Consider the following 19,997-nt stretch of genomic DNA (forward strand, 5'->3'; position numbering starts at 1 on the left):
CGTCGTGCCCTGATCGTTCCGAGCATGACGACGCATACCCTGCAAAAACAGGGCATGCGTGTTCACCTCACTTGAAGCGAGCCTGCTTAGAACGCGTGACGCATGCCCACGGTGACCGCCACTTGCGTGTTGGTCGCGGACGGCGACAACGTGTTGATCATGGCATGCGAGAGCACGGAGTCCGCAGGCGCGCCATGCACGTTCTGATAGACGCCTTCCAGATAGAAGTCCGTGCGTTTGCTGATCGAGTAGTCGGTTTGCAGCATGGCCGTATTCCATCCCGGCGAGGAACCGTTATACGCGCCATGTGTGTACGTGTACGCGCCGGATACGCTCAACGCCGGCGTGAGCGCGTACTTTGCGTTCACCTCGTAGTTGTCGAGACGCAGCGAACCACCCAGCGATCCCGCGGAGGTATCGCCCGAACCGAGATAGCTGCCCGTGCCGAACGAGAACACGCCCGACGCGTTGTCGATCTGAGTGTGGCTCCAGACTAGCCCGACCGTGGCCGGCCCGAACGTGTAGTTACCACCCAGCGACCAGATACGCTGGCGTTCTGCGAGGAAGTTCGCGCTGGTATCGCTCGAAGTCACCGCGCCGCTGCCATTGCCCGCGTTGTTCAGTTGCAGATAGCCGGCGGCAAGATTCAGCGGACCTTGCGCATACGAAACGCCGAAACCGTAAGACCGGTTATTCCCGAAGTCGCCCGCCTTGTTGCTGAACGAATACATCGTTTCGAACGTAACGCCGCGGTAAGTCGGGCTCGCGTACTTGACCGAGTTGTTGATCACGACGGAATTCGCAGCAAGGTTGTCGTTTTCAAACGGATGCGCGGCCATGCTGCCGCCCCACGTGTTGAACTCCGCAGTAAGCGGTCCGACGAGGTCGTTCATCACGTCGAACTGGCGGCCGAACGTCAAGGTGCCGTAAGGATCGCTTTGCAGGCCGACCCATGCCTGAGAACCGAAACCATCGCCGGAGAATGCCTGCGCCCCGTTGTTCAGCAGAAACCCTTGTTCGAGCTTGAAGATCGCGTGCAAGCCGCCGCCCAGATCCTCCGAGCCCTTGAGACCGAACACCGTGTTCTGGGTCGAACTGCTCAATACCTGCCAGTTGCTGTGCCCAAACTGATTGTTCGTGTAAACCAATCCCGTATCGATGAGGCCGTAGAGCGTCACGCTACTTTGCGCATGCGCCGACATCGTAAATGCGCCGAAGAGCGCGGCCGCGAGTAAAGACTTTTTCATACTTGTTGGCTCCGTGATCAAGCGGTAATTGAGGGTATCAATTGCTCTTTCCACCAACGCCGTAAACACGCATGCAATACATTCGAAACGGTTGTTGCGCAAACTGCGAGAAGCATAATTAATTATTGGATGTTTATTGCGCGACACGTCATTTCAATGGCTATGCCAAAGTGTGCGCTTATCTATTGCATGGTTTTCAAGTCGGCTCAGTCGGCGCGTGCTAGCTAGCGCGGCGGAAACGAGCCCCCCGATCATAGGACGATGAAAATAAATGCGTCGTCAAAAAAATAAGCGGCGTGGCGTCAAAGGAACAATGAGGGGCGGGAGCTTAACGTGTTGCGGCGTGTGACGGAAGTGTGGTGCGGGATTAACGACAACAATCGCGCGAAAGGATTACGTAATTTGGCGGGAAGAACTCGTTTCGGCACATCGATCCGCGGTCGTCCAATGCGTCCCGAAACTGCCGCTTAAGGTTCTCTTAAGGACGCGGCTTACATAGTTCGGCCACTCGCGGTTCGTCTTGCCGAAACAGCACGACGTGATCCCCGACGACTTCTTCATGGCGGCGACCTGGAATCCTACGGGGCAGCCGCCGGTTCTCCATTGCCACGACATCCATGCACATTCATCGTATTCTGGAGCGAGCCCGCCTGCGGCCGACGTTCCCGCGAGTCCTGGTGCTGGAGTTTTTTCACGAGCACGCTCGCGACCACTTCACAGCTGAACAGGTCTATAAGCTTCTCAACGAAGACGTGCGCAACATGAGTCTCGCCACGGTCTATCGCGTGCTCGGTCAACTCGTGGATGCGGATTTATTGTCCGGCGTGGCCTTTGGCGACGGCCGCATGGTCTACGAACTGAATGACGGGACCCGGCACGACCATCTCGTCTGCACGGTCTGCGGTCGAATCTATGAGTTCTTCGATGCGGAAATCGAGGCGCGACAGCAGTCTATCGCGAGCAGCCTCGACTTCGCGGTGACGGGACGTCAGTTGGTTCTGTTCGGCATGTGTGCCAGTTGCAGAAAGAGCGGCGCGCGGGCAAAAGCCGTAGTCAGGAGCTAGAGACCCGCGACACCGCTTCTCGACTCATACTTGCGCCGCTGAAGCTTCTGCCGCAGCAGCCGCAAACGCGCGGAAGTTCGCTGGCGTGGCAAAGGCCAGATACTGTTTCTGCATCTCTTCCGTCAGCACTTCGATCAGCAGAACGTTTTCGATCCACAACTCGATCACATCGAAAAAGTCGTGACCGCGCGTGCAGCGCACCGCACGCCAGCCCTCCCGGTCGCCGATCGCCAATACTTCCTCGGGGGACAGTTTGCTCGCGATGGCAATGTGAAATGCGCTGTATCGCGAGGCGGTGCCCGCCTCCGCAACAAACGAGCCCTGTTCGCCGCCGGGGCTAAGCACGCGATCGTTGGGATAAGTCTCGATGATCGAGCCACGGTCGTCGCCGGCAATCGCCATCCAAGAATCGGGAAAGGAAGGGAACGGTGCGTGAAATCCGCCCCACAGTTCGGCAATGACACGTGCGACGTGTTCCGGATTGTGTGCCGGGATGGAAGCATGAAACAGCATGAGTGACCTCCGTCGAAAATCTATAGTGAGGGATCGGTCCTTGTATACGTTCCAAAGGCGGTCTTTTTCAAACCGCTCTATTTAGTTTTCTTGTGTGCCGACGCGTGCCGCGGCTGGCCATTTCGCCAGTCATCCGTGCACGCGGCACATGCACCCGCAGCGTTCAGCAATTGTGTTGCAGCGCGCGGAGCCTGCTGCGAATCAGCAATTCATGCTCATTGGGCGGCGATACTCGCACTCGGAAGATGCACCGTCAAGTGGGGGTATCACCTCCACTTTCGTGTGATGAATTGCGTTGCGACTCGGGACCCGTTTCTTTCTGTGAGTGCGGCTCGTCTTAACTAGCGCAGAGATATCTGCATCGGCGCAACGAGGCTCAGGTTTTCTTGAAAGCGCTGTACAGCGTCTTTGCAAGCGCGCTCAACTCACCACCGCTCTCGCGAAGCGACGCGATCTCCGCGCCACTCTCCAATGTCCGTTCCACTCTGTGACTCCGATCGCGTTTGACAGCGTCCACAACTGCCTGGGGCAACGCGGACAGTTGGTCGACCAAGTGGAAATCGGCCAGGCCCGTGAGCATTGGATTGTCGGAGCCGCTGAGCATGGACCGTGCGTCAGCCTTGAAGAGCACGAGCGGTTTGCCCGCGTGCCACGCCAACGATGCCTCGACAACCGTGCCTTCATCGGCGACGCGGCCGTTGAGATTGGCGACGACCACATCGCAACGCCTGAGCAACTGATACGTATCCAGGCTGAAGATTGCGCGGTCGAGCATGTCCGCGGCTTCTTCAACCGACGCGCCGAGTTTCTCGAGTTCCGGCTTCAGCTTCGCGAACTCGAGACCGTCGCGATGCGGAAGAAATGTCGTCAAGCCCGCCGCCTCCAGCGTGGCGGCGATCGAATCCATTTCGGCTCGTTCGGCTGCGTTGAAGAGCGGACCAGCGCAATACACTCGTGGCATCTTTGTTTGTCTCCTGAGGACGGAGGAATCGTGAAGTATTCTCGCAACGCGTGTCGGCATGCGACTGCGCTGCGAGGACCGTTTACGATAACCATCGAGGAAGCAAAGTCAATGCAGAGCGTCGGCCACTTATCGTCCGGCACTCTGGGCGCGCAGACACGTATCTGTGCTACGCACTACGCCGGCCTCTCGCGTGCCGCTCAGTCGTAATGCCGATGCTTATGATGACGCTTGCCCGATCGGTCGCCGCGGGAATAGTCGTCGGCATACGAGTTGGAGCGCGAGATGTTGCCGCCGAGCGCCGAACCCGCGCCGCCGCCCAACGCAGCGCCGACAAGACCACCGCCGCGACCGCCCATCGCATTGCCGGCCGCCGTGCCCGCGCCGCCGCCCAGCGCGCCGCCAATAATGGCACCGGTGCGCTCCCTGCGGTTCGACGTGACCGCGCCGCCGGCGCCGCCACCCACTGCGCCGCCGAGCACGGCGCCCGTGCTGCCGCCTACCGCGCCGCCCAGCGCAGCGCCGGCCACGCCGCCGAGCGCGCCACCCAGCGCGTTGTTCATATCGCCGGCCATTGCCGACAACGACGCCGAAGCCGCGAGCGCCGCAACGGCAACAATCTTGAGGATTTTCTTCGACATAAAAAGCTCTTTCATTGTTGTTGACGGCGCCGAGTATAACCGCGCTTTTGAAAGGCTCTTGTAACCACGTCGCAGCACATCGGTAAGACGTGTAACAAAATGATCTGAGGGTCGAGAGCGGAAGCTTTTATCGCTTCAAGCCGAAACGGAAGAGAACATCGTCCGGTGTTTTCCAATATCCATCGGACAGCCAACCATATTGATTATCGCGCCGACAATACTGGCGAGCTGTCGCAATCCGCAGCCCGCCAACCGCTCATTCGAACCCTATCCGCGCCGCTTCTTTTTCAACTCGACGGTCTCGAACAATTCGTAGTTCTGCGTCGGCACCTGGTCCGCGCCGGGCGCGTGATAGTAGTTCATCGTGATCGTAGTCTCGCCGCCCGGATGCCCCGGATCATGATCGAACACCGCGATCCCATAACCGGTGCCGGTATCGCGTTGCGCCGACCAGATCGCATCTTCCACGGCGTCCGCGCTGGCGCGCACGAAAGTCCCTGCCGTCGTGCCGGCCACCGGGCGGTTCGGACGCGTAAAAATACGCGCCTGCGGCTGCCCCGTGCCGACATCCACGCCATAGACGTCCAGCGGCGCGCTCGTGCCGCCGCCGCCGAGAATCAGGTGAATCGTGCCGTGGCTCGTATCGAACGTCGATGCACCCGGCGACACCGCCGACATCACCGGTTTCGGCTGCAACGTATCCACCGGCCGGCCCGTCGCGATGTCGGTGCCCTTGTTGTGGTTGCAGCCGCGCACGGGATAGCTGCGTTCGTAGTCGTGATCGTGACCGCACAGTACCAGGTCCACGCCGTAGCGATCGAACAGCGGCAGCCACGCCTCGCGGATGCCTTTATCGGACCCGTTGCCGGTCTTCGACGAACTCAGCGCGTCCTGATGCATCTGCACGATGACCCAGTCGACCTCGCCGTCTTCGGCGGCATGGCGCAATGTCTTCTCGAGCCACCGCGTCTGTTCGCCGGCGCTATAACCGCGCACATAGAGCGAAGTGCCGGGCTGGATGGGCGGATTGCCGGTGCTCGCAACCGGCACCAGCGGATCGGGGCCGGCAACGAACGCGGCGGCGTCCTGATAGACGACGTCGTCCGCATCGAGCGAAATGAACAGCACGGAGCTTACGCGGAAGCTGTACCAGCGGCCCTGAAAGCGCGTGTGATTGTCCGGCAGCGTATAGCGCGCGAGATACGAAGCGAGGCCTTGTTCGCCGTTATGAAACTCGAGCTCGTGGTTGCCCGGACACGGCATCCACGGCCGGTTCGACGCGGACGTCTGGCAGTTGTTGCCGAAGTCGCGCCACACGTCCGGCTGGTGCGTCGGATTCAGATTGGCATAACACAGGTCGCCGTTGAGCAAGTGGAACAGCGGCTGAAAGCGCTCGACCGCCTGCACCGCGAAGCGGCTTTGCGGCGATGACAGAACCCAGCCGGTGTTCGGCGTCGCGAGATCGCCGTAGCTGGTCCAGCGAAACGGCGCACGTCCGCGCGGCGCAGTACGGAAACTGGCCGTGAAAGGTTGTGCCGCATTGCTGTCGTTGTCGGCGGTCACTTCGTATTCGTAGCTCGTATCGGGCTTCAGGTCTCGCAGACGCGCGTGATACGTGAACACGACTTCGCCGTTGAGGCCGTCGGTGTAGGTGCTTTGGATACCATGCACCGTATGTCTCCCCTCGCGCGCGCCGCTAACGCGCACCTGCGGGTTGACCGCCGGCGCAAGCGACGCCCACGACACGGTGACCTCGTGGGTCGGATCGTTGCCCCAGGTCAGGTGGACCTGCTCCGGCGTGCCATCGGGCGTGCTGTTCGCCGCGCGCGCGGCCGACGATAGGGTGCCGGCCGCCGTAGCGAGACTGGATGCGCCGGCAAACTTCAGGAACCCACGACGCGAGACGATGGAAGCGCCTTGATCGATCGGCGAAGCCTTAGCGATTTTTTTGTTCGACATGTCTGGTGTTGTTGTACGGGGGTGGAAGGACGCCGACGCGCAGGCGCGGCACACCGCGTTCTTCGTGAACGGCGAGTGCGCTGGAAACCGGCGCGCAACGGAAACGACCAGCCATCGTAGTCGCCAGGCTATGACACTCAGATGAAACCGCGTGAGGCGCAGAGCGTTCGCCCGCATTCGAAGCGCAAGGGCGCGGCGACGACACGCAATGATGTGATGGTGAACGGCGAGCGAGTTTGGTGTTGAATGCCGTTCCGCACCGAGCGAACGCCGGGCAACGGCACATGCAGAGAATGACGATTCGCTGACAACGTTGAAAGGCTGGACGAACTTTACGTTTAGTAAGTGTCGCGCCTAACGCCGGGGCGGTTGCGGGTTATTCGCCGGATTGGTATCGAATCGGGACACGCGTTGTATTCCGTCTTCACTGACCAGCTGCAATAGTTCGTTCTCCAAGATATCGGCGGCATCTTTACCGTAGACTTCGCCGCCATTCACATAAACAGTAAACGACCGCAGGTACTTCGCCTTCTTCTCCGGGTTCTCGATTGTCTCGCGGGTCCATTGATAGAGCGGATAGTTTTCCGTGCCCTCGCGTTCTGCTTCGCTCACATAGTCGGCGAATGCATCGAACTGGCATTTCAACGTCGCGTCGTGCCGGCGCAGAACATCGCGGAGCGCGCTATGCGACGCACCGGTGGGCTCGGTATGTAACGTGTCGGCCAGTTCCGGCGAGACAGTAATCCGCAACTGGAATTGCAAGGCAGGTTCCATAGTCGCCTCGGTGTCGGCATTCGTGAACGCTCATTCCTTGTCAGCGGAATGAGCAGCAACCTTCTCTTCTATCCGCGCAATCTCGTGGCTTGGCACTGGCATGCCGAGCAGAAAGCCTTGGGCGTGCGTGCATCCGCAGGCGCGCACGAAATCCAGTTGCTCTTGGGTCTCGATGCCTTCCGCCGTGGTCGGTATGCCGATTTCCCGCGCCAACGCGACGATCCCACGCACTACCGCCGCCGACTCCCGACGATGCACGGACTCCTTGACGAACGAGCTATCGATCTTGAGCTTGTCGAACGAAAAGCGCACGAGGGTCGACATGGTCGAAAAGCCGGTGCCGAAATCGTCGAGCGCGAGCCCGATGCCCAACGCTCGCAGCCTTCCGACGTTGCGCCGGGTCACGACATCGTCGTTCAGCAGCACCGTTTCCGTGACCTCGATATTCAGGCGCTGCGGCGGCAACTTCGTCTTGCGCAGAATCGCCGAAACGGTCGACGCAAAAGACTCCTCCCGCAATTGCACCGGCGATACATTCACGGCGACGGTCACCTTGTCTCGCCAGGTCACCGCTTCCTTGCACGATTGCAGCAAGGCCCACTCGCCCAGGGACAGAATGAGGCCCGTACGTTCGGCGGTAGGAATGAACGCGGCAGGCGAGAGTTCGCCGCGCGTGGGATGGGTCCAGCGGATCAGGGCCTCGCGGCCGGACACCGCACCGCTGCTGAGATCGACAATGGGCTGGTACTCCATGCGCAGACCGCTGAAGGAATGCAGCGCGCCTTCCAGATCGCTGCGCAGAAGGCTCAGGCTTTCATCCGACGCGTGCTTCGCGGCGTCGAAAATAGCGAACGCGCTTTTGCCGCTGCGTTTCACGGCATACAACGCGCGATCGGCGCAAATCAGCAGTTGCGGGCCGGTTTTCGCGTGGTCTGGATAGAGCGAGACACCCACGCTCGCGCCGATATGCACCAGCGCCTCGCGCAGCGCGAACGGGCGGGCCAAGGTCTTCACGATGCGGTCCGCCAGAATGCGCACGTCGCGAGCCTGGCCCGTGCCATCGGAAAGCGCCACGAACTCGTCGCCGGCCAGGCGTCCGACGAGGTCGCCGCTCGGCAACACTTCGCACAAGCGAATTGCCGCTTCCTGAAGAATCTGATCGCCAGCGGCATGGCCCAGGCTGTCATTGATGGCCTTGAAGCCGTCCAGATCGATCAATAGAACAGCGAACGATTGATCTTCGCGCATGGCGTCCATCTCTGTGCGTTCGAGCAGCAGTTCACTGATACGCGCGCGATTGGGCAAGCCGGTTAGGCTGTCGTGATGAGCGAGCCGGTGGCTGTTTTCCCGCGCCAGAAGCAACGCGACCGTGTCGCGATTGCTGCGCAGCGCAACCGTAAAGAAGCCGGCGGCGCAGAACGGCGCCTGGAACAGCAGCACCAGTTTTCCGGAGCCGGGCGACAGCGCCGCCCCGAGAGCCAGGAGTCCAAGAATGAACGTGATTTGCAGCAATACGAGCCGAGGGGTGCCGGCATTGCGGCCGGCCAATCCGCCAATGACGCCCACGGCGCAAACGTTGCCGAGCAGGAACAGCGTCTGGTCTCCGCTGATATTGCACAGCAGGGTGCCGTAGCCGAACAGCACGCTCCAGAGGAGGCTCGCAAACAGGAATGCGGAGGTAGGAGTGGGCCGGCCGTTGGCGCTGCGCGAGCAGCACAACCAGATCAAGGCGAGCCGGGCAATCAGCAATGCGACAACGGCGCCGCCCCAACTCGCGTAAAGAGCCTTGGGATAAAGGTAGTAAGCGGTAGCGCAGACGCTGATTTCACAAATCGATGCGAACACGATCGACGCGGTTCGCGTGAACAGATTGGCAAGCAGTATCTGGCGATTATCCGCGCTCAGATCCTGAGAGGAAGAGACGACCCACTTGAAAAATGGAGACCTTGGTTCGCTGAAAGCCATGACCTACGCATTTTTGATGGTTGATAAATCGAAACCCGCGCGTATCGCGATTATTGCGTAAACGCAGAGGATCGGGTTAATTCGACTGACAAAACGAGTCGACTTCCCTCTGGGCCGGAAAAAATGACTTGCAGCGTGCCGTATCCAGCATTAAACGCGGGTTGGTTCGTGCGCCCGACCGTTTTCGGCGACGTCACGAACGACATGACGACTGCGCGTGAGAGGATATTTGGCCCAGTGCTGTCGATCGTCCCCCTATGGCGACATAGACGATGTCATCACGATCGCCAACGATACGCGCGACGGTTTGCCGGCTTATCCGTTGTCACAAGACACGCCGCGCGCGCACGAGGTCGCGGCGCGGATCGAAGCGGAACGCGCGCCGGTCAACACGCTGGCGCATGAGCCGGCCGCGCCGTTCGGCGGCTTCGGGCAATCCGGTATTGGACGTGAATACGGTACGTTCGCGCTGGAAGCGTTTCTGGAGCCGAAGTCGGTGCTGGGGGGTTTCGGACTGTTCATCGCGGCCCCCCCCCCGGAAGCCGCGCGAGTCGAGTATCGATGTACGATGCCGTATAGTGGATGAACCGCTGATTTCCAGCGGCGTACCCGTAGATCGGCGCGATGGGGGACTACGAGATGACAGTCGCAAATACATTGATGAACGGCTCTCGCGAGCCCGTGCCAGAGTCGCTCCAGACGTTGGTCGAGTATCTCGAACTCTCGCTCGACAAGGCGTCGAGCGTGGTCATGACGCGCCCCGCGAACGACGTTTGCACCGTCTACCTGGGCGACCCGTCCGGTCTGATCGAGGAAATGAAGAAGCTCGGCACGATTGCCATCCCGCTCGCCAATGAGATGCTGGAACTGACGCGCTCGGGCGTCAACGAGATGGAGATCGGTGGCCAGGCCTATCGCTTTGTGCGCACTTTCACGCAGGTCGAGGACGCCGCGGCGGTTGTTTTTTCGGCGGCCTAGACAGCGGTGCGATTCGGTTGTACGGCGGGTTGCGGGGCACGTCGCCGTCACTCGTCCGCACTCGCGGGTGCGGCGTTGCCGACGCACTTTCCGGGACGCCGTCGACGACCTGGCGATCCGCCGCGTTATACTCTGCCGATGGATACGAAGCCGATCACGCTGAACTGTTGGTGGCGCGCCTGACTTAGGCGGCCCGTTTTCACTCGACCATCGAAACGTGATGCCGCCAGTCCTGGCGGCATTTTCGTTTCTGCGCGCCGACGGCTGGTGGTATCGACAAACGCACAACCCCAGACCATGACAGACGCAAAAACGACCACGAACCAACCCATTATCCTGACCGGCGACCGCACGACCGGCCCGCTGCACCTTGGCCACTATATCGGCTCGTTGCGCTCGCGCGTGCGGCTCCAGCACGAGGCGCAGCAGTTCCTGCTGCTGGCCGATGCGCAGGCCATGACCGACAACGTCGGCCGGCATCAGAAAGTCACGGAAAACGTCATCGAGGTCGCGCTCGACTATCTCGCCGTCGGCATCGATCCGGCGAAGTCGACCATCTTCATCCAGTCGCAGGTGCCTGAACTGGCGGAACTGACCCAGTACCTGCTCAATCTCGTCACGGTCGCACGCCTCGAGCGTAACCCGACCATCAAGGCGGAAATCGTGCTGCGCGGTTTCGAGCGGGACATCCCCGCCGGCTTTCTGACGTATCCGGTCAGCCAGGCCGCCGACATCACCGCGTTCAAGGCGACGCGCGTACCTGTCGGCGACGACCAGTTGCCGATGATCGAACAAACCAACGAGCTGGTACGCCGTTTTAACAACACAGTCGATCGACAGGTGCTGGTCGAATGCGAAGCCGTGCTCTCGCACGTTGCACGGCTGCCGGGCATAGATGGCAAAGCGAAAATGAGCAAGTCGCTCGGGAACGCGATCACGCTGGGCGCGACGCCGGACGAGATCACCAAGGCAGTGAACAACATGTACACCGACCCCAACCATCTGCGCGTCAGCGATCCGGGCCAGGTGGAAGGCAATGTGGTGTTCGCGTTTCTCGACGCGTTCGAGCCGGACGTCCCGATGGTCGACGAACTCAAGGCCCACTACCGCCGTGGCGGCCTTGGCGATAGCGCAGTCAAGCGCGTGCTCAACGAACGCCTGCAGTCATTGATCGCCCCGATTCGCGAGCGCCGCCGCGAGTTCGAAGCCGACCGTGCCGAGGTGCTGAACGTCCTGCGCCGCGGGACGATGCGCGCGCGGGAAGTGGCGGGCGCGACGGTATCCGAGGTCAAAAATGCGCTCGGTCTGAACTATTTTCAGAACTGAGCGGCTGGCGGCGAGGACGCTCTGCAATTGAGTGTCCGCTCGCCCAGCCTATGATTTGCCCTTGAGCGTGAACGGAGCCAGCAGCGACTGTACATCGATCTGCCGCCCCTGAAGCAGAAGCAGCCTTGCGTGGAGCACGGTGTTTTCAAGAACCAGCTTGGCGGTGCTCAGCAGGTACAGCGCATGGATGTCGGACACCGACATGTTGCCGGCCTCGACCTGGTGGTGGCGCTCGACGAGCGAGGTCATCACCAGACGCCTGAGTTCCTGTTCTCCGAAAGGAAGGTCGGCGTAGTCGATCGGGTCGTCGGCTTCGACTTCTCGCAGCATGTCAACAAGCGCTTCCGTGCTCACTTCCATGTTTCTGCTCCCACGTTGTCGGTTAGGAACTGCATCGCCAGATTGCTTCGTGCAACGTTCCCAGACTAACGGGTCTATCTGGGCGAGTCCAGTGCGAATGCGAGGCAACGCGCATAGCGGGTTAGGTCGTGCTGCGCGCGTGACGTGTGGCCAGCGTCAGCGCGACGTTCCAGCAAAGCGCCGCCAGCAACGACAAACCGATCGCCAGGCGCTCGATAAACACTTCGGCATTGTGCGCGATGGGTGCGAGACGTCCGCGTTGCTTCCCAAAACCGACAACACGGATGAGCGATCCGCGTTCGCGTGATAACGTCTAGCGGAGCCACCGTAGTCGAACCGGCGCAACACGGCGCTGTGTTTTCCGCTTGAAGATAGCCAACGGCGCCACCTTCACCCCGCTTTGCTTTTGACCACTTTCGCCCGCGTGCTCGCGGACGTTTTGTTCTTCTTCAAATGGGTCTGGTTGTACGCAATCGCAGCGCGCACGAGATTTTTTAGCGCGCGCGCATTGACCTTATCGCCTTCCAAAAAATCGATGGCGCGTCGCGCGTTGCCTTCAAGACCCGCGTTGAATAGCTTGTCAGGATCATCGAGGCTGGCCCCATGCGCAAAGGTAACCTTCACCTTCCCCTTGTGCGCGTTGGCGACCGCGATCATGCCGTCCCGGGACCACACCGGGCTACCCATCCATTTCCATTCCTCGATGATCTCCGGGTCGGCCTCAAGGATGACCTTGCGGACACTCGCGAACGTTTTGCCACGCCAGTCCGTTAGACCCGCAATCAGTTCGTCGATCCGTTCCGATGCATTGACCAATTCTTTATTCATCGATTCTGGTCCCCTTTAATGCCACCACAATTTGAATCAGTGGCTGCATCGTTAATCGTCTGGAATATAAGCGCTGAGGTCGCGTGCAAGCCAAGCGGGATACGGCGTGCCGTCCTTATGCGCGAACCGGCCGTCGGCGTTGGCACTCATCATGCCGATGTCGGAACAGGTTAGGTCACGTGTCGTTTGAAGACTCGCGGAAGGAAAGTCGCAAGTGCGCCAATCCGCAGCGGGACATGCCGATCGATTCTCTACGATTTCCCGCGACCTGTCGAATCAGGAAATCAGCGCGTGTGTACCGCCGACAATTGGTATCCTGTCAGACCGAACCCACGGAACATGCGATGACAAAACCAAAAAAACTCGCGCTTCTCGCGCTGGCATTCACGCTGTTCGGCTTGTACAAGTTATTTGTCGTTTTCCAGGACATGCAAACCGGCTGTATCCAGTTTCAGACTCATCGGACATGCAGCTACGAAAATGCGGAGAATTTCCAGGGCATGCTCGATCTCGAACTGATGTTCGCATGCGCTTGGGCCGCGGGTGCAGTGGTCTGCTGGATGGTCGCCGCGCAGGCGCAAAAAAAGGAGCGGTGAATCGTTCGGCAGTTACCGGAACGCAGCCTTTATCCCCTGACTCAGCTTGGCTTGATTGCACGGCGACAAAGCCAGAAAAGAGAAGAACGCCTTCGCGGCATCTTTCCGCCGGGATGCCATACGTATGCCGGCTGAGAAGACGGTTACGAACTTAACGTCCGCAGGCATAGGACCCGTCACATGGATGCATGGCAAGTGCATCAATTCACTTAACTGCTGAAAACCCAACTCGATGTCCCTGCGCGCGACCAGCGCGCCGACCGGAACACCGGGCGGGCCCGCACAATGGGCCACGCCGAGGGAGTAAGCTTGCCGTCGATTGCGAATATGAACCGCACAACGCCTGAGGGTTTTTCCTGGTCTCAACCTGCGTCGATATCGGCGTCGTCGGATCGTCGTAGGAGTATGTCCAACTTCTGTAATGTAAGGAGAACACACCATGGCTACCGGAACGATCCACCTCCACCGAGTCTTGCGTGCCACGCCCGAACGCATCTATCGCGCCTTCCTCGAACCGGATGCGATAGTCCGGTGGCTTCCGCCGTACGGTTTCACCTGTCAGGTACACCACATGGATGCGAAGGTCGGCGGCACCCATAAGATGTCTTTTCGTAACTTCGGCACCGGCCACAGCCACTCGTTCGGCGGCGAGTATCTCGAACTGCTGCCGTTCGAGAAAATCCGCTACTCGGACCGATTCGACGACCCGAATCTGCCGGGCGAGATGCTGGCCACCATTTCATTGCGGCAATTGTCGTGCGGAACCGAACTCACCGTTTTGCAGGAGGGCGTGCCCGAGGTCATTCCTGTGGAGATGTGCTACCTCGGTTGGCAGGAGTCGCTTGTCCAACTAGCTAGGCTCGTCGAGCCTGTGATTCCTGATTAACGACGCACGCGTAACGGCGTGCACGCCAGCGTTCAAGATGCCTGCAGACGCGATCAGTCGAACTCGACCTCTGCCTCGCATTCCACGGGCACGTTGAGGGGGAGCGTCACGCCGACTGCCGACCGGGCATGCGTTCCAATATCCGGCCCGAACAGCTCAAGGATCAAATCCGAGAAGCCATTGGCGATCCGTGGCATCTGGTCGAAAGTTGGCGCTGCGTTGATCATTGCGAAGACACGTACCCACGCCGTAATGCGGTCCAGGTCGCCGAGCGCTTTCTGAAGACTCGCCAATTGTGCGAGCGCTACAAGGCGTGCTGCTGCGTAGCCTTCGTCCGGCGAAACTTCCGCGCCGACTTTGCCGACGGGCTGCGCGATCGTCCCGTCCGCATTGAGCGGCACGTGGCCCGAGACAAATGCTCGCGTGCCGCTCACGCGCACCCAGGCGAAGGGCAACGACATGCGCACGTTTGCTGGCATCTGCAACGGCTGCGGCAAGGTCAATCCCATTTGCGCCAGCTTTGCTTCGATTCTTGTCATCGTCGTCTCCTCGGCATCCACGCAGAACGTTAGATGCCGGCAATCCGCTTTTCGAGTCGTAACGTGAGGATTAACAATCACGCGCACCCTACCCGAGTTCGATCGGCTGTCCGTGCGGCGTGCGGCGCGCTGCTGCGTCCCATGCGTCGCGGCGATGCAAAAGCGAGTCGTCGGTTACGAGTCCCTTGATCGTGCTGATGCGCTCCAGTGCAGTCAGCCAATGCGAGTAATAAGTGTCGCCGTGGTCCTCGTCGCCGGCGGCCTGCGCGTCGCGAATTGCCTCGTTCAGGCACACAGCCCACTCGCCCCAGCTGAACATGCCGCGCTCGTGCAACGCCAGCGTCATCGCAAACGCCTGCGCTTCCCACGGTGCGTTGAAAACCGGCCCTGCGTCGTCGCAAGGCAGTGTCGGCAATGCGGCGCGCAGTGCGGGCAGTTTAGTTCGAGCCTCAGTCATCGTGAGTAGAAGGCAGCTCGAGATAGGGTTCCCAGCAGTCGACGCACACCGACGCCGCCGTCGTATCAGACCCCCACAACTCCGCACCGTCGAAGCACACCGTGTAGAGCCATTGCGGCTGCTCGCCGAGGCCGATCGCATTGGCGTCGGGAAAAACGTGCGCGCCGTGCACGGCGACAATGCGCCCGCGTTTGCCCCGACAATAACGCGGCAAACGAGTGTGCGAAGAAGGATTGATTTGCCGGACCCGCACTCTATCGCCGATTGCAAACTTGGCTGCCACGGTTGCGGGCCGATCGACGGGACTGCCGCGAAACAGCGCCGCCGATACATCTTTAGCCATCAACACGCGCGGAACCGGCACCGCTGGATTCGTCGACTCGCCTGATTCGATTTCGCCGGCCGTGGCCAGACCTGTACTCAGGATGAGTTTCTCCAAACCCTCGAACCAGATCTGGTAGTAGCTACTAGAAAGGTATTGCGCTGGCGGCAAACTCTCCCGCGCCGCGCGCGACATGTCGATGTTCCACTTGCCGGTCGCGCCCATGGCGATTGTGGTCGCGTGGACTCTTCGCTCCCAGTCGGCGTGAAACGGCGAAATGTCGTTATCAGGGCTTATCGGACCGAAAGACTGCATGCCACCGAGGTCCTGCGCGCCGTTCATGGTGTCCCCCGTGTCGACTCAGGAGTCTTCGGCAATCCAGTGCCGATCATCGAATCGCGCGTGACCAGTTCGGCTAGCGCCTCTTCGGAGAAGCCGTCAGTCCCTGGCGGCTGCATAGGCAAAACGAGGTACCGGACTTCAGCGGTGGAGTCCCACACACGGAACTCGACCTCCGCAGGTAATTCGAAGCCGAACTCCTTCAATACAGCGCGCGGATCGATGACGGCACGCGAACGGTATGGCGCCGACTTGTACCACACCGGCGGCAGTCCGAGCACAGGCCACGGGTAGCACGAACACAATGTGCAGACCACCATGTTGTGGATCGCGGGTGTGTTCTCCAGCACGATCATGTGCTCGCCCTGCCGGCCCGTATAGCCGAGTGACGCGATCGCTGCGGTGGCGTCGTGGAGCAGCCATTGCTTGTACGCCGGATCACGCCACGCTTTTGCAACTACACGGGCACCGTTGCGCGGCCCGACTTTGTGCTCATAGGTTTCGACGAGTGCGTCCAGCGCCTGCGGATCGACATAGCCTTTTTCGACCAGCAGAGACTCCAGAGCACGAACACGCAGATCCAATTCCGACAAAGCACTGCCGTGATGGTCGTGCGTGTGGGTGTGCGGGTGCGGGTGGGGATCGCCGTCAGGATCGTTACCGTTCATCGCCGTTCACCGCGAGCAATAAAGGAAAAAACAAGTATGGTTCGCGCGGAGACCAAATGCAATCTCGGTTAAGTCGAGCGTGCATCGCAGGGGCATCCTGTGAGGATAAAACCGATCAGCGCCCGCAAAATTCAATTAGAAAGCACCCTTCATGTGATCCGCTTCAACCGCGAAGCTCCCGCCGTCATTTCAACAATACTTGAAATATAAAAGCGAAGGGCGTATCGTTCGGTCATGAACTCGAACCTCGTGGTACGCGCGCTTGGCGCACTCGCTCATGAATCTCGCCTGGCGATTTTCCGCCTACTGGTTGTCGCCGGAAAAGACGGCGTGGCGGCCGGTGAAATCGCGCAACAGCTCGGACTCTCGCCGTCCAGCCTGTCCTTTCACCTCAAAGACCTGACGCATGCTGAATTGGTGACGCCGCGGCAAGACGGCCGCTTCGTCATCTATTCGGCGAATTTCGATGCCATGACGGATCTGATCGGCTTCCTCACGGAAAACTGCTGTGCCGGCGCGACGTGCAGCGTCACGGATCTTCCGGGCTGCTGCGAAAAATGACCAGTACTGTCGAGACGATTCGCGGCCCGCAGCCCGCGATTGGGTTCTTCGAGCGTTACCTGACCGTGTGGGTCGCGCTGTGCATCGTATGCGGCGTCGCACTTGGACAGTGGCTGCCCCTGCCATTTCAGGCGATCGGCCGTATGGAAGTGGCGCAGGTCAATCTTCCGGTCGGCGTGCTGATCTGGGTGATGATCATCCCGATGCTGATCAAGATCGATTTCACCGCCATGACGCAGGTGAAAAGCCAATGGCGCGGCATCGGCGTCACCCTGTTCGTGAACTGGCTCGTCAAGCCGTTTTCAATGGCGCTGCTCGGCTGGATTTTTATCCGGCATGTCTTCGCGCCGTGGCTTCCCGCCGCTCAACTCGACAGCTATATCGCAGGCCTCATTCTGCTGGCCGCGGCACCCTGCACGGCCATGGTGTTCGTCTGGTCGCAGCTTTGCAAAGGCGACCCGTATTTCACGCTCTCACAAGTGGCGCTGAACGACTCCATCATGATCGTGGCTTTCGCGCCGCTGGTCGCGCTTTTGCTGGGTCTATCAGCCATCACGGTGCCATGGGACACGTTGATCACATCAGTCGGTCTCTACATCGTCGTTCCGGTCATCCTCGCCCAGTTGCTGCGGCGGCGTCTTCTGACCAGGGGCGACGCCTATTTCCAGCAGGTCGTCGCACATCTCGGCCCCTACTCGATCGGTGCGCTGCTCGCCACACTGGTGTTGCTGTTCGCCTTTCAGGGACAAGCCATTGTCGACGAACCGCTGGTCATCGCCATGCTCGCGGTGCCGATACTGATTCAGGTGTTTTTCAACTCCGGGCTTGCGTATCTGCTGAATCGCCGGCTCGGCGTTGCGCATTGTGTGGCGGGTCCGTCGAGCCTGATCGGCGCGAGCAATTTCTTCGAACTGGCGGTCGCCACGGCGATCAGTCTGTTCGGATTCCACTCGGGCGCCGCGCTGGCTACCGTTGTCGGCGTGCTGATCGAAGTGCCGGTAATGCTGCTGGTGGTCGGCGTCGTCAATCGTTCGCAGCACTGGTACGAGACGAAACACAACGTGAAGGGACAACGTGTATGAGCGTCACGATCTATCACAATCCGGATTGCGGCACTTCGCGCAACACGTTGGCGATGATTCGCAATGCCGGCATCGAGCCGGAGATCGTCGAATATCTGAAGAGCCCGCCGGATCGGGACACGCTGAAGAACCTGATCGAACGCGCGGGCCTTACCGTGCGAACCGCGCTACGGGAAAAAGGCACGCCCTATGACCAACTCGGCCTCGCTAATACAACCCTGAGCGATGAGCAGTTACTCGAGGCGATGCTGGCCCATCCAATCCTCATCAATCGTCCGATTGTCGTCACACCGCTCGGCGTGCGCTTATGCAGACCTTCCGAAATCGTGCTCGACATCCTGCCCGCCGGTCAGCAACGCGCGTTTGCAAAAGAGGACGGTGAACAGGTGATCGATAGTACCGGACGAAGGGTACGTTGATGCTGGAGGAACAATCCGGCCGTTACTGACCCGACGCATGTGACCTGAGAAACGCCACATAGCCGTTCTGCGTCTTGAGGATTTTTTCGGCGCACTCGTCGTAGTCCGAACCCTTCGCATTCTCCGGCCCGTACATACCGCGGCATTGCGCGAAGAGCGTCAAAGTCGCACCCGCACCTTTTGCGGCGCGGGTCGCGGAAAAGGCAACCTTGCCCGAACCACCGGGCACATCGGTGTCGATTGCGACCGCGTCCGCCCGCGTAACGGCCGTATCGGAATGCTGCTCGATATAGCGTTTCGTCAGCGCCCAGGCGGCGTCGCAGTTCGCCGGTTGGCAATCGACTGCCGCATTGCGTTGAGCGGCGGCAAGGTTGGTTTCGTTGTGGAGGAACTTCTGTTCCTGCTGCTCCCGCTTTTCGGCAGACGAGCAAGCGGTCAATACAAGCGCGGCGAGCGCAAATGCGGCGATCTTTTTCACGAGTAACTTCCTCTGGCCATGTTCGAACGCGATTATAGCCGCGCGCCGGAAGCGTTCGCAGATCCGCCCGAGCGTTCCACGTCACGTCACTCGCCTTGCTGTTCCTCCTTTAATTCGCTACCGGCAACTCCAGCTAACTCGGCGGAAACTCCTTGGGCGCTAAGGCTTAGGTAACGACTGTGCGGTGCTGAGCAGATTTTGAGGTGCGACGCGGATAATACCGTTACGCGGGCTATCAATGTCCGCGATCAACAGGAATGAGAGAGACACAGTGAGCGGCATGACCAGAAGGAAGCGCTTTTTCACATCCGTATGTGCTACTCCGTATCCCACGAGCAGATTGGCGAACAATCCAATCATGATCATGAGTATCCACGCGGCCACCGGGATGCGATTCCACCAGGCCGCCTGCGTGTAGCCTTGGGCGTTGATTACGTCGTTCATACCCGCGACAACGAGTGCGCTTAGCGGGTTGGGCTGTTTGACCGCGCCGCTCTTGGCAGCGGCCCACAACCTGTTTTGCAGATCGGCGGTGGCCGTATTGATCTGCTCGACCCGATGCAGATCGCGCGTCTGGTAGAACTCGACACGCATCATCAGATATTGAGCGAGGAGCGAGCGTATCTCGGCCGCTTCGCTTGAGGCCAGGAGGTCGGCACGAATGAACTCGGTTCCGATCGCGTTGGCTTCTTCCTCTTCGAGGTTCTTCCGCTGGTCGTAACGGCCCACCGCCATCGACAGGCTGAAACCGATGACAAGCGCGAGCAATGTCAAGGTCGCCGACTGGACGAGCTTGAAGTCGTCGCGCGTGTCTTCATCGATTGGCATGCGTGAGCGCAGAAACCCGCTTCCAATCCATGCGGCCATGAACATGAGCACGAAGGAGATGACGAACAGGATGATTGGATGCCTGACCAATTGCTGCATGGGTTGCTTCCTTGTCTTGTGTTTGGTCTGCCGGGCCAGGTCGATCAATCTATGCGTTCCGACCTTGCCCGGATAGCAGGTTGCGATTGGCTGCAATGATATCTGGC

24 protein-coding genes and 1 pseudogene are annotated in these 19,997 nt (G+C 60.1%); 9 read left to right on the forward strand and 16 right to left on the reverse strand.

Annotation, left to right across the window (positions count from 1 at the left end):
• Positions 1–86: 86 nt before the first annotated feature.
• A complete protein-coding gene (locus B0G82_RS25400) occupies positions 87–1,247 on the reverse strand; it encodes a porin (protein WP_106278896.1) in 1,161 nt (386 codons plus the stop codon).
• Between the two features lie 617 nt (positions 1,248–1,864).
• On the opposite strand from B0G82_RS25400, the gene B0G82_RS25405 reads away from it, so the two are divergent.
• Positions 1,865–2,311, forward strand: a complete 447-nt coding sequence (locus B0G82_RS25405; protein ID WP_116146395.1) for a Fur family transcriptional regulator — start codon at positions 1,865–1,867, stop codon at positions 2,309–2,311.
• A gap of 24 nt (positions 2,312–2,335) precedes the next feature.
• Here the strand turns inward: B0G82_RS25405 and B0G82_RS25410 are convergent, their stop codons facing one another.
• The 6 genes from B0G82_RS25410 to B0G82_RS25435 all read right to left on the reverse strand — a co-directional run bounded on the left by B0G82_RS25410 (position 2,336) and on the right by B0G82_RS25435 (position 9,124).
• Positions 2,336–2,713, reverse strand: a complete 378-nt coding sequence (locus tag B0G82_RS25410) for a hypothetical protein (protein WP_241974832.1) — start codon at positions 2,711–2,713, stop codon at positions 2,336–2,338.
• Positions 2,714–3,200: 487 nt separating this feature from the next.
• Positions 3,201–3,845: a nucleoside 2-deoxyribosyltransferase gene (locus B0G82_RS25415; protein ID WP_347237562.1), complete on the reverse strand. Its 645-nt coding sequence runs from the start codon at positions 3,843–3,845 to the stop codon at positions 3,201–3,203.
• Between the two features lie 140 nt (positions 3,846–3,985).
• A complete protein-coding gene (locus B0G82_RS25420; protein ID WP_106278903.1) occupies positions 3,986–4,426 on the reverse strand; it encodes a hypothetical protein in 441 nt (146 codons plus the stop codon).
• A gap of 267 nt (positions 4,427–4,693) precedes the next feature.
• Positions 4,694–6,385 (reverse strand): metallophosphoesterase family protein, encoded by a 1,692-nt coding sequence (locus B0G82_RS25425; protein ID WP_121309444.1) that lies wholly within the window; start codon positions 6,383–6,385, stop codon positions 4,694–4,696.
• 354 nt (positions 6,386–6,739) lie between these two features.
• Positions 6,740–7,159, reverse strand: a complete 420-nt coding sequence (locus tag B0G82_RS25430) for a hypothetical protein (RefSeq protein ID WP_121309445.1) — start codon at positions 7,157–7,159, stop codon at positions 6,740–6,742.
• 30 nt (positions 7,160–7,189) lie between these two features.
• Complete coding sequence (locus tag B0G82_RS25435; protein ID WP_121309446.1) at positions 7,190–9,124, reverse strand: EAL domain-containing protein; 1,935 nt, start codon at positions 9,122–9,124, stop codon at positions 7,190–7,192.
• A gap of 150 nt (positions 9,125–9,274) precedes the next feature.
• On the opposite strand from B0G82_RS25435, the pseudogene B0G82_RS25440 reads away from it, so the two are divergent.
• From B0G82_RS25440 to trpS, 3 genes and pseudogenes are all read left to right on the forward strand, one after another.
• Positions 9,275–9,710 (forward strand): annotated as a pseudogene (locus B0G82_RS25440) (aldehyde dehydrogenase family protein); the annotation flags it as partial.
• A gap of 53 nt (positions 9,711–9,763) precedes the next feature.
• The gene (locus B0G82_RS25445) at positions 9,764–10,102 is read left to right on the forward strand and encodes a hypothetical protein (protein ID WP_121310836.1); all 339 of its coding nucleotides are present in this window, start codon (positions 9,764–9,766) and stop codon (positions 10,100–10,102) included.
• A 297-nt stretch (positions 10,103–10,399) separates the two neighbouring features.
• Positions 10,400–11,428 carry a tryptophan--tRNA ligase gene (gene trpS, locus B0G82_RS25450; RefSeq protein WP_106278916.1) on the forward strand — a complete coding sequence of 343 codons (1,029 nt, stop codon included), beginning with the start codon at positions 10,400–10,402 and terminating at the stop codon, positions 11,426–11,428.
• A gap of 48 nt (positions 11,429–11,476) precedes the next feature.
• Here trpS and B0G82_RS25455 read toward each other — a convergent pair whose 3' ends face one another.
• The gene (locus B0G82_RS25455; RefSeq protein WP_012428971.1) at positions 11,477–11,788 is read right to left on the reverse strand and encodes a hypothetical protein; all 312 of its coding nucleotides are present in this window, start codon (positions 11,786–11,788) and stop codon (positions 11,477–11,479) included.
• Positions 11,789–12,178: 390 nt separating this feature from the next.
• Positions 12,179–12,616 carry a DUF1801 domain-containing protein gene (locus tag B0G82_RS25460; RefSeq protein ID WP_116146406.1) on the reverse strand — a complete coding sequence of 146 codons (438 nt, stop codon included), beginning with the start codon at positions 12,614–12,616 and terminating at the stop codon, positions 12,179–12,181.
• A 344-nt stretch (positions 12,617–12,960) separates the two neighbouring features.
• Here B0G82_RS25460 and B0G82_RS25465 point away from each other — a divergent pair, with 344 nt between their 5' ends.
• The gene (locus tag B0G82_RS25465; protein WP_106278920.1) at positions 12,961–13,212 is read left to right on the forward strand and encodes a hypothetical protein; all 252 of its coding nucleotides are present in this window, start codon (positions 12,961–12,963) and stop codon (positions 13,210–13,212) included.
• Between the two features lie 12 nt (positions 13,213–13,224).
• Here the strand turns inward: B0G82_RS25465 and B0G82_RS41250 are convergent, their stop codons facing one another.
• Entirely contained in the window at positions 13,225–13,707 is a 483-nt protein-coding gene (locus tag B0G82_RS41250; protein ID WP_347237563.1) for a substrate-binding domain-containing protein, read from the reverse strand.
• Here B0G82_RS41250 and B0G82_RS25475 point away from each other — a divergent pair.
• The gene (locus tag B0G82_RS25475) at positions 13,652–14,098 is read left to right on the forward strand and encodes an SRPBCC family protein (protein ID WP_121309448.1); all 447 of its coding nucleotides are present in this window, start codon (positions 13,652–13,654) and stop codon (positions 14,096–14,098) included. The two genes, B0G82_RS41250 and B0G82_RS25475, sit on opposite strands and share 56 nt — an antisense overlap.
• A gap of 53 nt (positions 14,099–14,151) precedes the next feature.
• Here the strand turns inward: B0G82_RS25475 and B0G82_RS25480 are convergent, their stop codons facing one another.
• The 4 genes from B0G82_RS25480 to nthA form a co-directional block, all read right to left on the reverse strand.
• Positions 14,152–14,637: a RidA family protein gene (locus B0G82_RS25480; protein ID WP_116146411.1), complete on the reverse strand. Its 486-nt coding sequence runs from the start codon at positions 14,635–14,637 to the stop codon at positions 14,152–14,154.
• 88 nt (positions 14,638–14,725) lie between these two features.
• On the reverse strand, positions 14,726–15,094 hold the full coding sequence (locus B0G82_RS25485) for a nitrile hydratase accessory protein (RefSeq protein WP_116146412.1): 369 nt from the start codon (positions 15,092–15,094) through the stop codon (positions 14,726–14,728).
• Positions 15,087–15,758, reverse strand: coding sequence for a nitrile hydratase subunit beta (gene nthB / locus B0G82_RS25490; protein ID WP_121309449.1), 672 nt, complete (start codon positions 15,756–15,758; stop codon positions 15,087–15,089). Before nthB ends, B0G82_RS25485 begins: the two co-directional genes overlap by 8 nt.
• Complete coding sequence (gene nthA / locus B0G82_RS25495; RefSeq protein WP_121309450.1) at positions 15,755–16,423, reverse strand: nitrile hydratase subunit alpha; 669 nt, start codon at positions 16,421–16,423, stop codon at positions 15,755–15,757. The genes nthB and nthA overlap by 4 nt, the downstream gene beginning before the upstream one ends.
• 234 nt (positions 16,424–16,657) lie before the next feature.
• On the opposite strand from nthA, the gene B0G82_RS25500 reads away from it, so the two are divergent.
• The 3 genes from B0G82_RS25500 to arsC are packed head-to-tail and all read left to right on the forward strand — an operon-like array spanning position 16,658 to position 18,485.
• Positions 16,658–16,984 carry a metalloregulator ArsR/SmtB family transcription factor gene (locus B0G82_RS25500; RefSeq protein ID WP_121309451.1) on the forward strand — a complete coding sequence of 109 codons (327 nt, stop codon included), beginning with the start codon at positions 16,658–16,660 and terminating at the stop codon, positions 16,982–16,984.
• A complete protein-coding gene (gene arsB, locus B0G82_RS25505) occupies positions 16,981–18,066 on the forward strand; it encodes an ACR3 family arsenite efflux transporter (protein ID WP_121309452.1) in 1,086 nt (361 codons plus the stop codon). The genes B0G82_RS25500 and arsB overlap by 4 nt, the downstream gene beginning before the upstream one ends.
• A complete protein-coding gene (arsC, locus tag B0G82_RS25510; RefSeq protein WP_121309453.1) occupies positions 18,063–18,485 on the forward strand; it encodes an arsenate reductase (glutaredoxin) in 423 nt (140 codons plus the stop codon). Before arsB ends, arsC begins: the two co-directional genes overlap by 4 nt.
• Before the next feature lie 22 nt (positions 18,486–18,507).
• On the opposite strand, the gene B0G82_RS25515 is transcribed toward arsC, so the two are convergent.
• Both B0G82_RS25515 and B0G82_RS25520 read right to left on the reverse strand, forming a co-directional pair.
• Positions 18,508–18,963 (reverse strand): hypothetical protein, encoded by a 456-nt coding sequence (locus tag B0G82_RS25515; protein ID WP_116146423.1) that lies wholly within the window; start codon positions 18,961–18,963, stop codon positions 18,508–18,510.
• Positions 18,964–19,122: 159 nt separating this feature from the next.
• Positions 19,123–19,890 carry a hypothetical protein gene (locus B0G82_RS25520; protein ID WP_121309454.1) on the reverse strand — a complete coding sequence of 256 codons (768 nt, stop codon included), beginning with the start codon at positions 19,888–19,890 and terminating at the stop codon, positions 19,123–19,125.
• Positions 19,891–19,997 lie beyond the last annotated feature (107 nt).

It is taken from the genome of Paraburkholderia sp. BL17N1 (genome assembly GCF_003634175.1).
Taxonomy (GTDB): Bacteria; Pseudomonadota; Gammaproteobacteria; order Burkholderiales; family Burkholderiaceae; genus Paraburkholderia.

What these genes read in the sequence shown, in the direction of transcription:
- B0G82_RS25425 (WP_121309444.1), bottom strand. Translation starts at nt 6,385, where the DNA reads ATGTCGAACAAAAAAATCGCTAAGGCTTCGCCGATCGATCAAGGCGCT.
- B0G82_RS25415 (WP_347237562.1), bottom strand. Translation starts at nt 3,845, where the DNA reads ATGCCGACACGCGTTGCGAGAATACTTCACGATTCCTCCGTCCTCAGG.
- B0G82_RS25480 (WP_116146411.1), bottom strand. Translation starts at nt 14,637, where the DNA reads ATGACAAGAATCGAAGCAAAGCTGGCGCAAATGGGATTGACCTTGCCG.
- nthB (WP_121309449.1), bottom strand. Translation starts at nt 15,758, where the DNA reads ATGAACGGCGCGCAGGACCTCGGTGGCATGCAGTCTTTCGGTCCGATA.
- B0G82_RS25485 (WP_116146412.1), bottom strand. Translation starts at nt 15,094, where the DNA reads ATGACTGAGGCTCGAACTAAACTGCCCGCACTGCGCGCCGCATTGCCG.
- B0G82_RS25400 (WP_106278896.1), bottom strand. Translation starts at nt 1,247, where the DNA reads ATGAAAAAGTCTTTACTCGCGGCCGCGCTCTTCGGCGCATTTACGATG.
- B0G82_RS25465 (WP_106278920.1), top strand. Translation starts at nt 12,961, where the DNA reads ATGACAAAACCAAAAAAACTCGCGCTTCTCGCGCTGGCATTCACGCTG.
- B0G82_RS25460 (WP_116146406.1), bottom strand. Translation starts at nt 12,616, where the DNA reads ATGAATAAAGAATTGGTCAATGCATCGGAACGGATCGACGAACTGATT.
- B0G82_RS25475 (WP_121309448.1), top strand. Translation starts at nt 13,652, where the DNA reads ATGGCTACCGGAACGATCCACCTCCACCGAGTCTTGCGTGCCACGCCC.
- nthA (WP_121309450.1), bottom strand. Translation starts at nt 16,423, where the DNA reads ATGAACGGTAACGATCCTGACGGCGATCCCCACCCGCACCCGCACACC.
- B0G82_RS41250 (WP_347237563.1), bottom strand. Translation starts at nt 13,707, where the DNA reads ATGCGTTCGGGCGTGGCACGCAAGACTCGGTGGAGGTGGATCGTTCCG.
- B0G82_RS25500 (WP_121309451.1), top strand. Translation starts at nt 16,658, where the DNA reads ATGAACTCGAACCTCGTGGTACGCGCGCTTGGCGCACTCGCTCATGAA.
- B0G82_RS25405 (WP_116146395.1), top strand. Translation starts at nt 1,865, where the DNA reads ATGCACATTCATCGTATTCTGGAGCGAGCCCGCCTGCGGCCGACGTTC.
- B0G82_RS25455 (WP_012428971.1), bottom strand. Translation starts at nt 11,788, where the DNA reads ATGGAAGTGAGCACGGAAGCGCTTGTTGACATGCTGCGAGAAGTCGAA.
- B0G82_RS25430 (WP_121309445.1), bottom strand. Translation starts at nt 7,159, where the DNA reads ATGGAACCTGCCTTGCAATTCCAGTTGCGGATTACTGTCTCGCCGGAA.
- arsB (WP_121309452.1), top strand. Translation starts at nt 16,981, where the DNA reads ATGACCAGTACTGTCGAGACGATTCGCGGCCCGCAGCCCGCGATTGGG.
- B0G82_RS25420 (WP_106278903.1), bottom strand. Translation starts at nt 4,426, where the DNA reads ATGTCGAAGAAAATCCTCAAGATTGTTGCCGTTGCGGCGCTCGCGGCT.
- B0G82_RS25435 (WP_121309446.1), bottom strand. Translation starts at nt 9,124, where the DNA reads ATGGCTTTCAGCGAACCAAGGTCTCCATTTTTCAAGTGGGTCGTCTCT.
- B0G82_RS25410 (WP_241974832.1), bottom strand. Translation starts at nt 2,713, where the DNA reads ATGGCGATTGCCGGCGACGACCGTGGCTCGATCATCGAGACTTATCCC.
- trpS (WP_106278916.1), top strand. Translation starts at nt 10,400, where the DNA reads ATGACAGACGCAAAAACGACCACGAACCAACCCATTATCCTGACCGGC.
- B0G82_RS25445 (WP_121310836.1), top strand. Translation starts at nt 9,764, where the DNA reads ATGACAGTCGCAAATACATTGATGAACGGCTCTCGCGAGCCCGTGCCA.
- B0G82_RS25520 (WP_121309454.1), bottom strand. Translation starts at nt 19,890, where the DNA reads ATGCAGCAATTGGTCAGGCATCCAATCATCCTGTTCGTCATCTCCTTC.
- arsC (WP_121309453.1), top strand. Translation starts at nt 18,063, where the DNA reads ATGAGCGTCACGATCTATCACAATCCGGATTGCGGCACTTCGCGCAAC.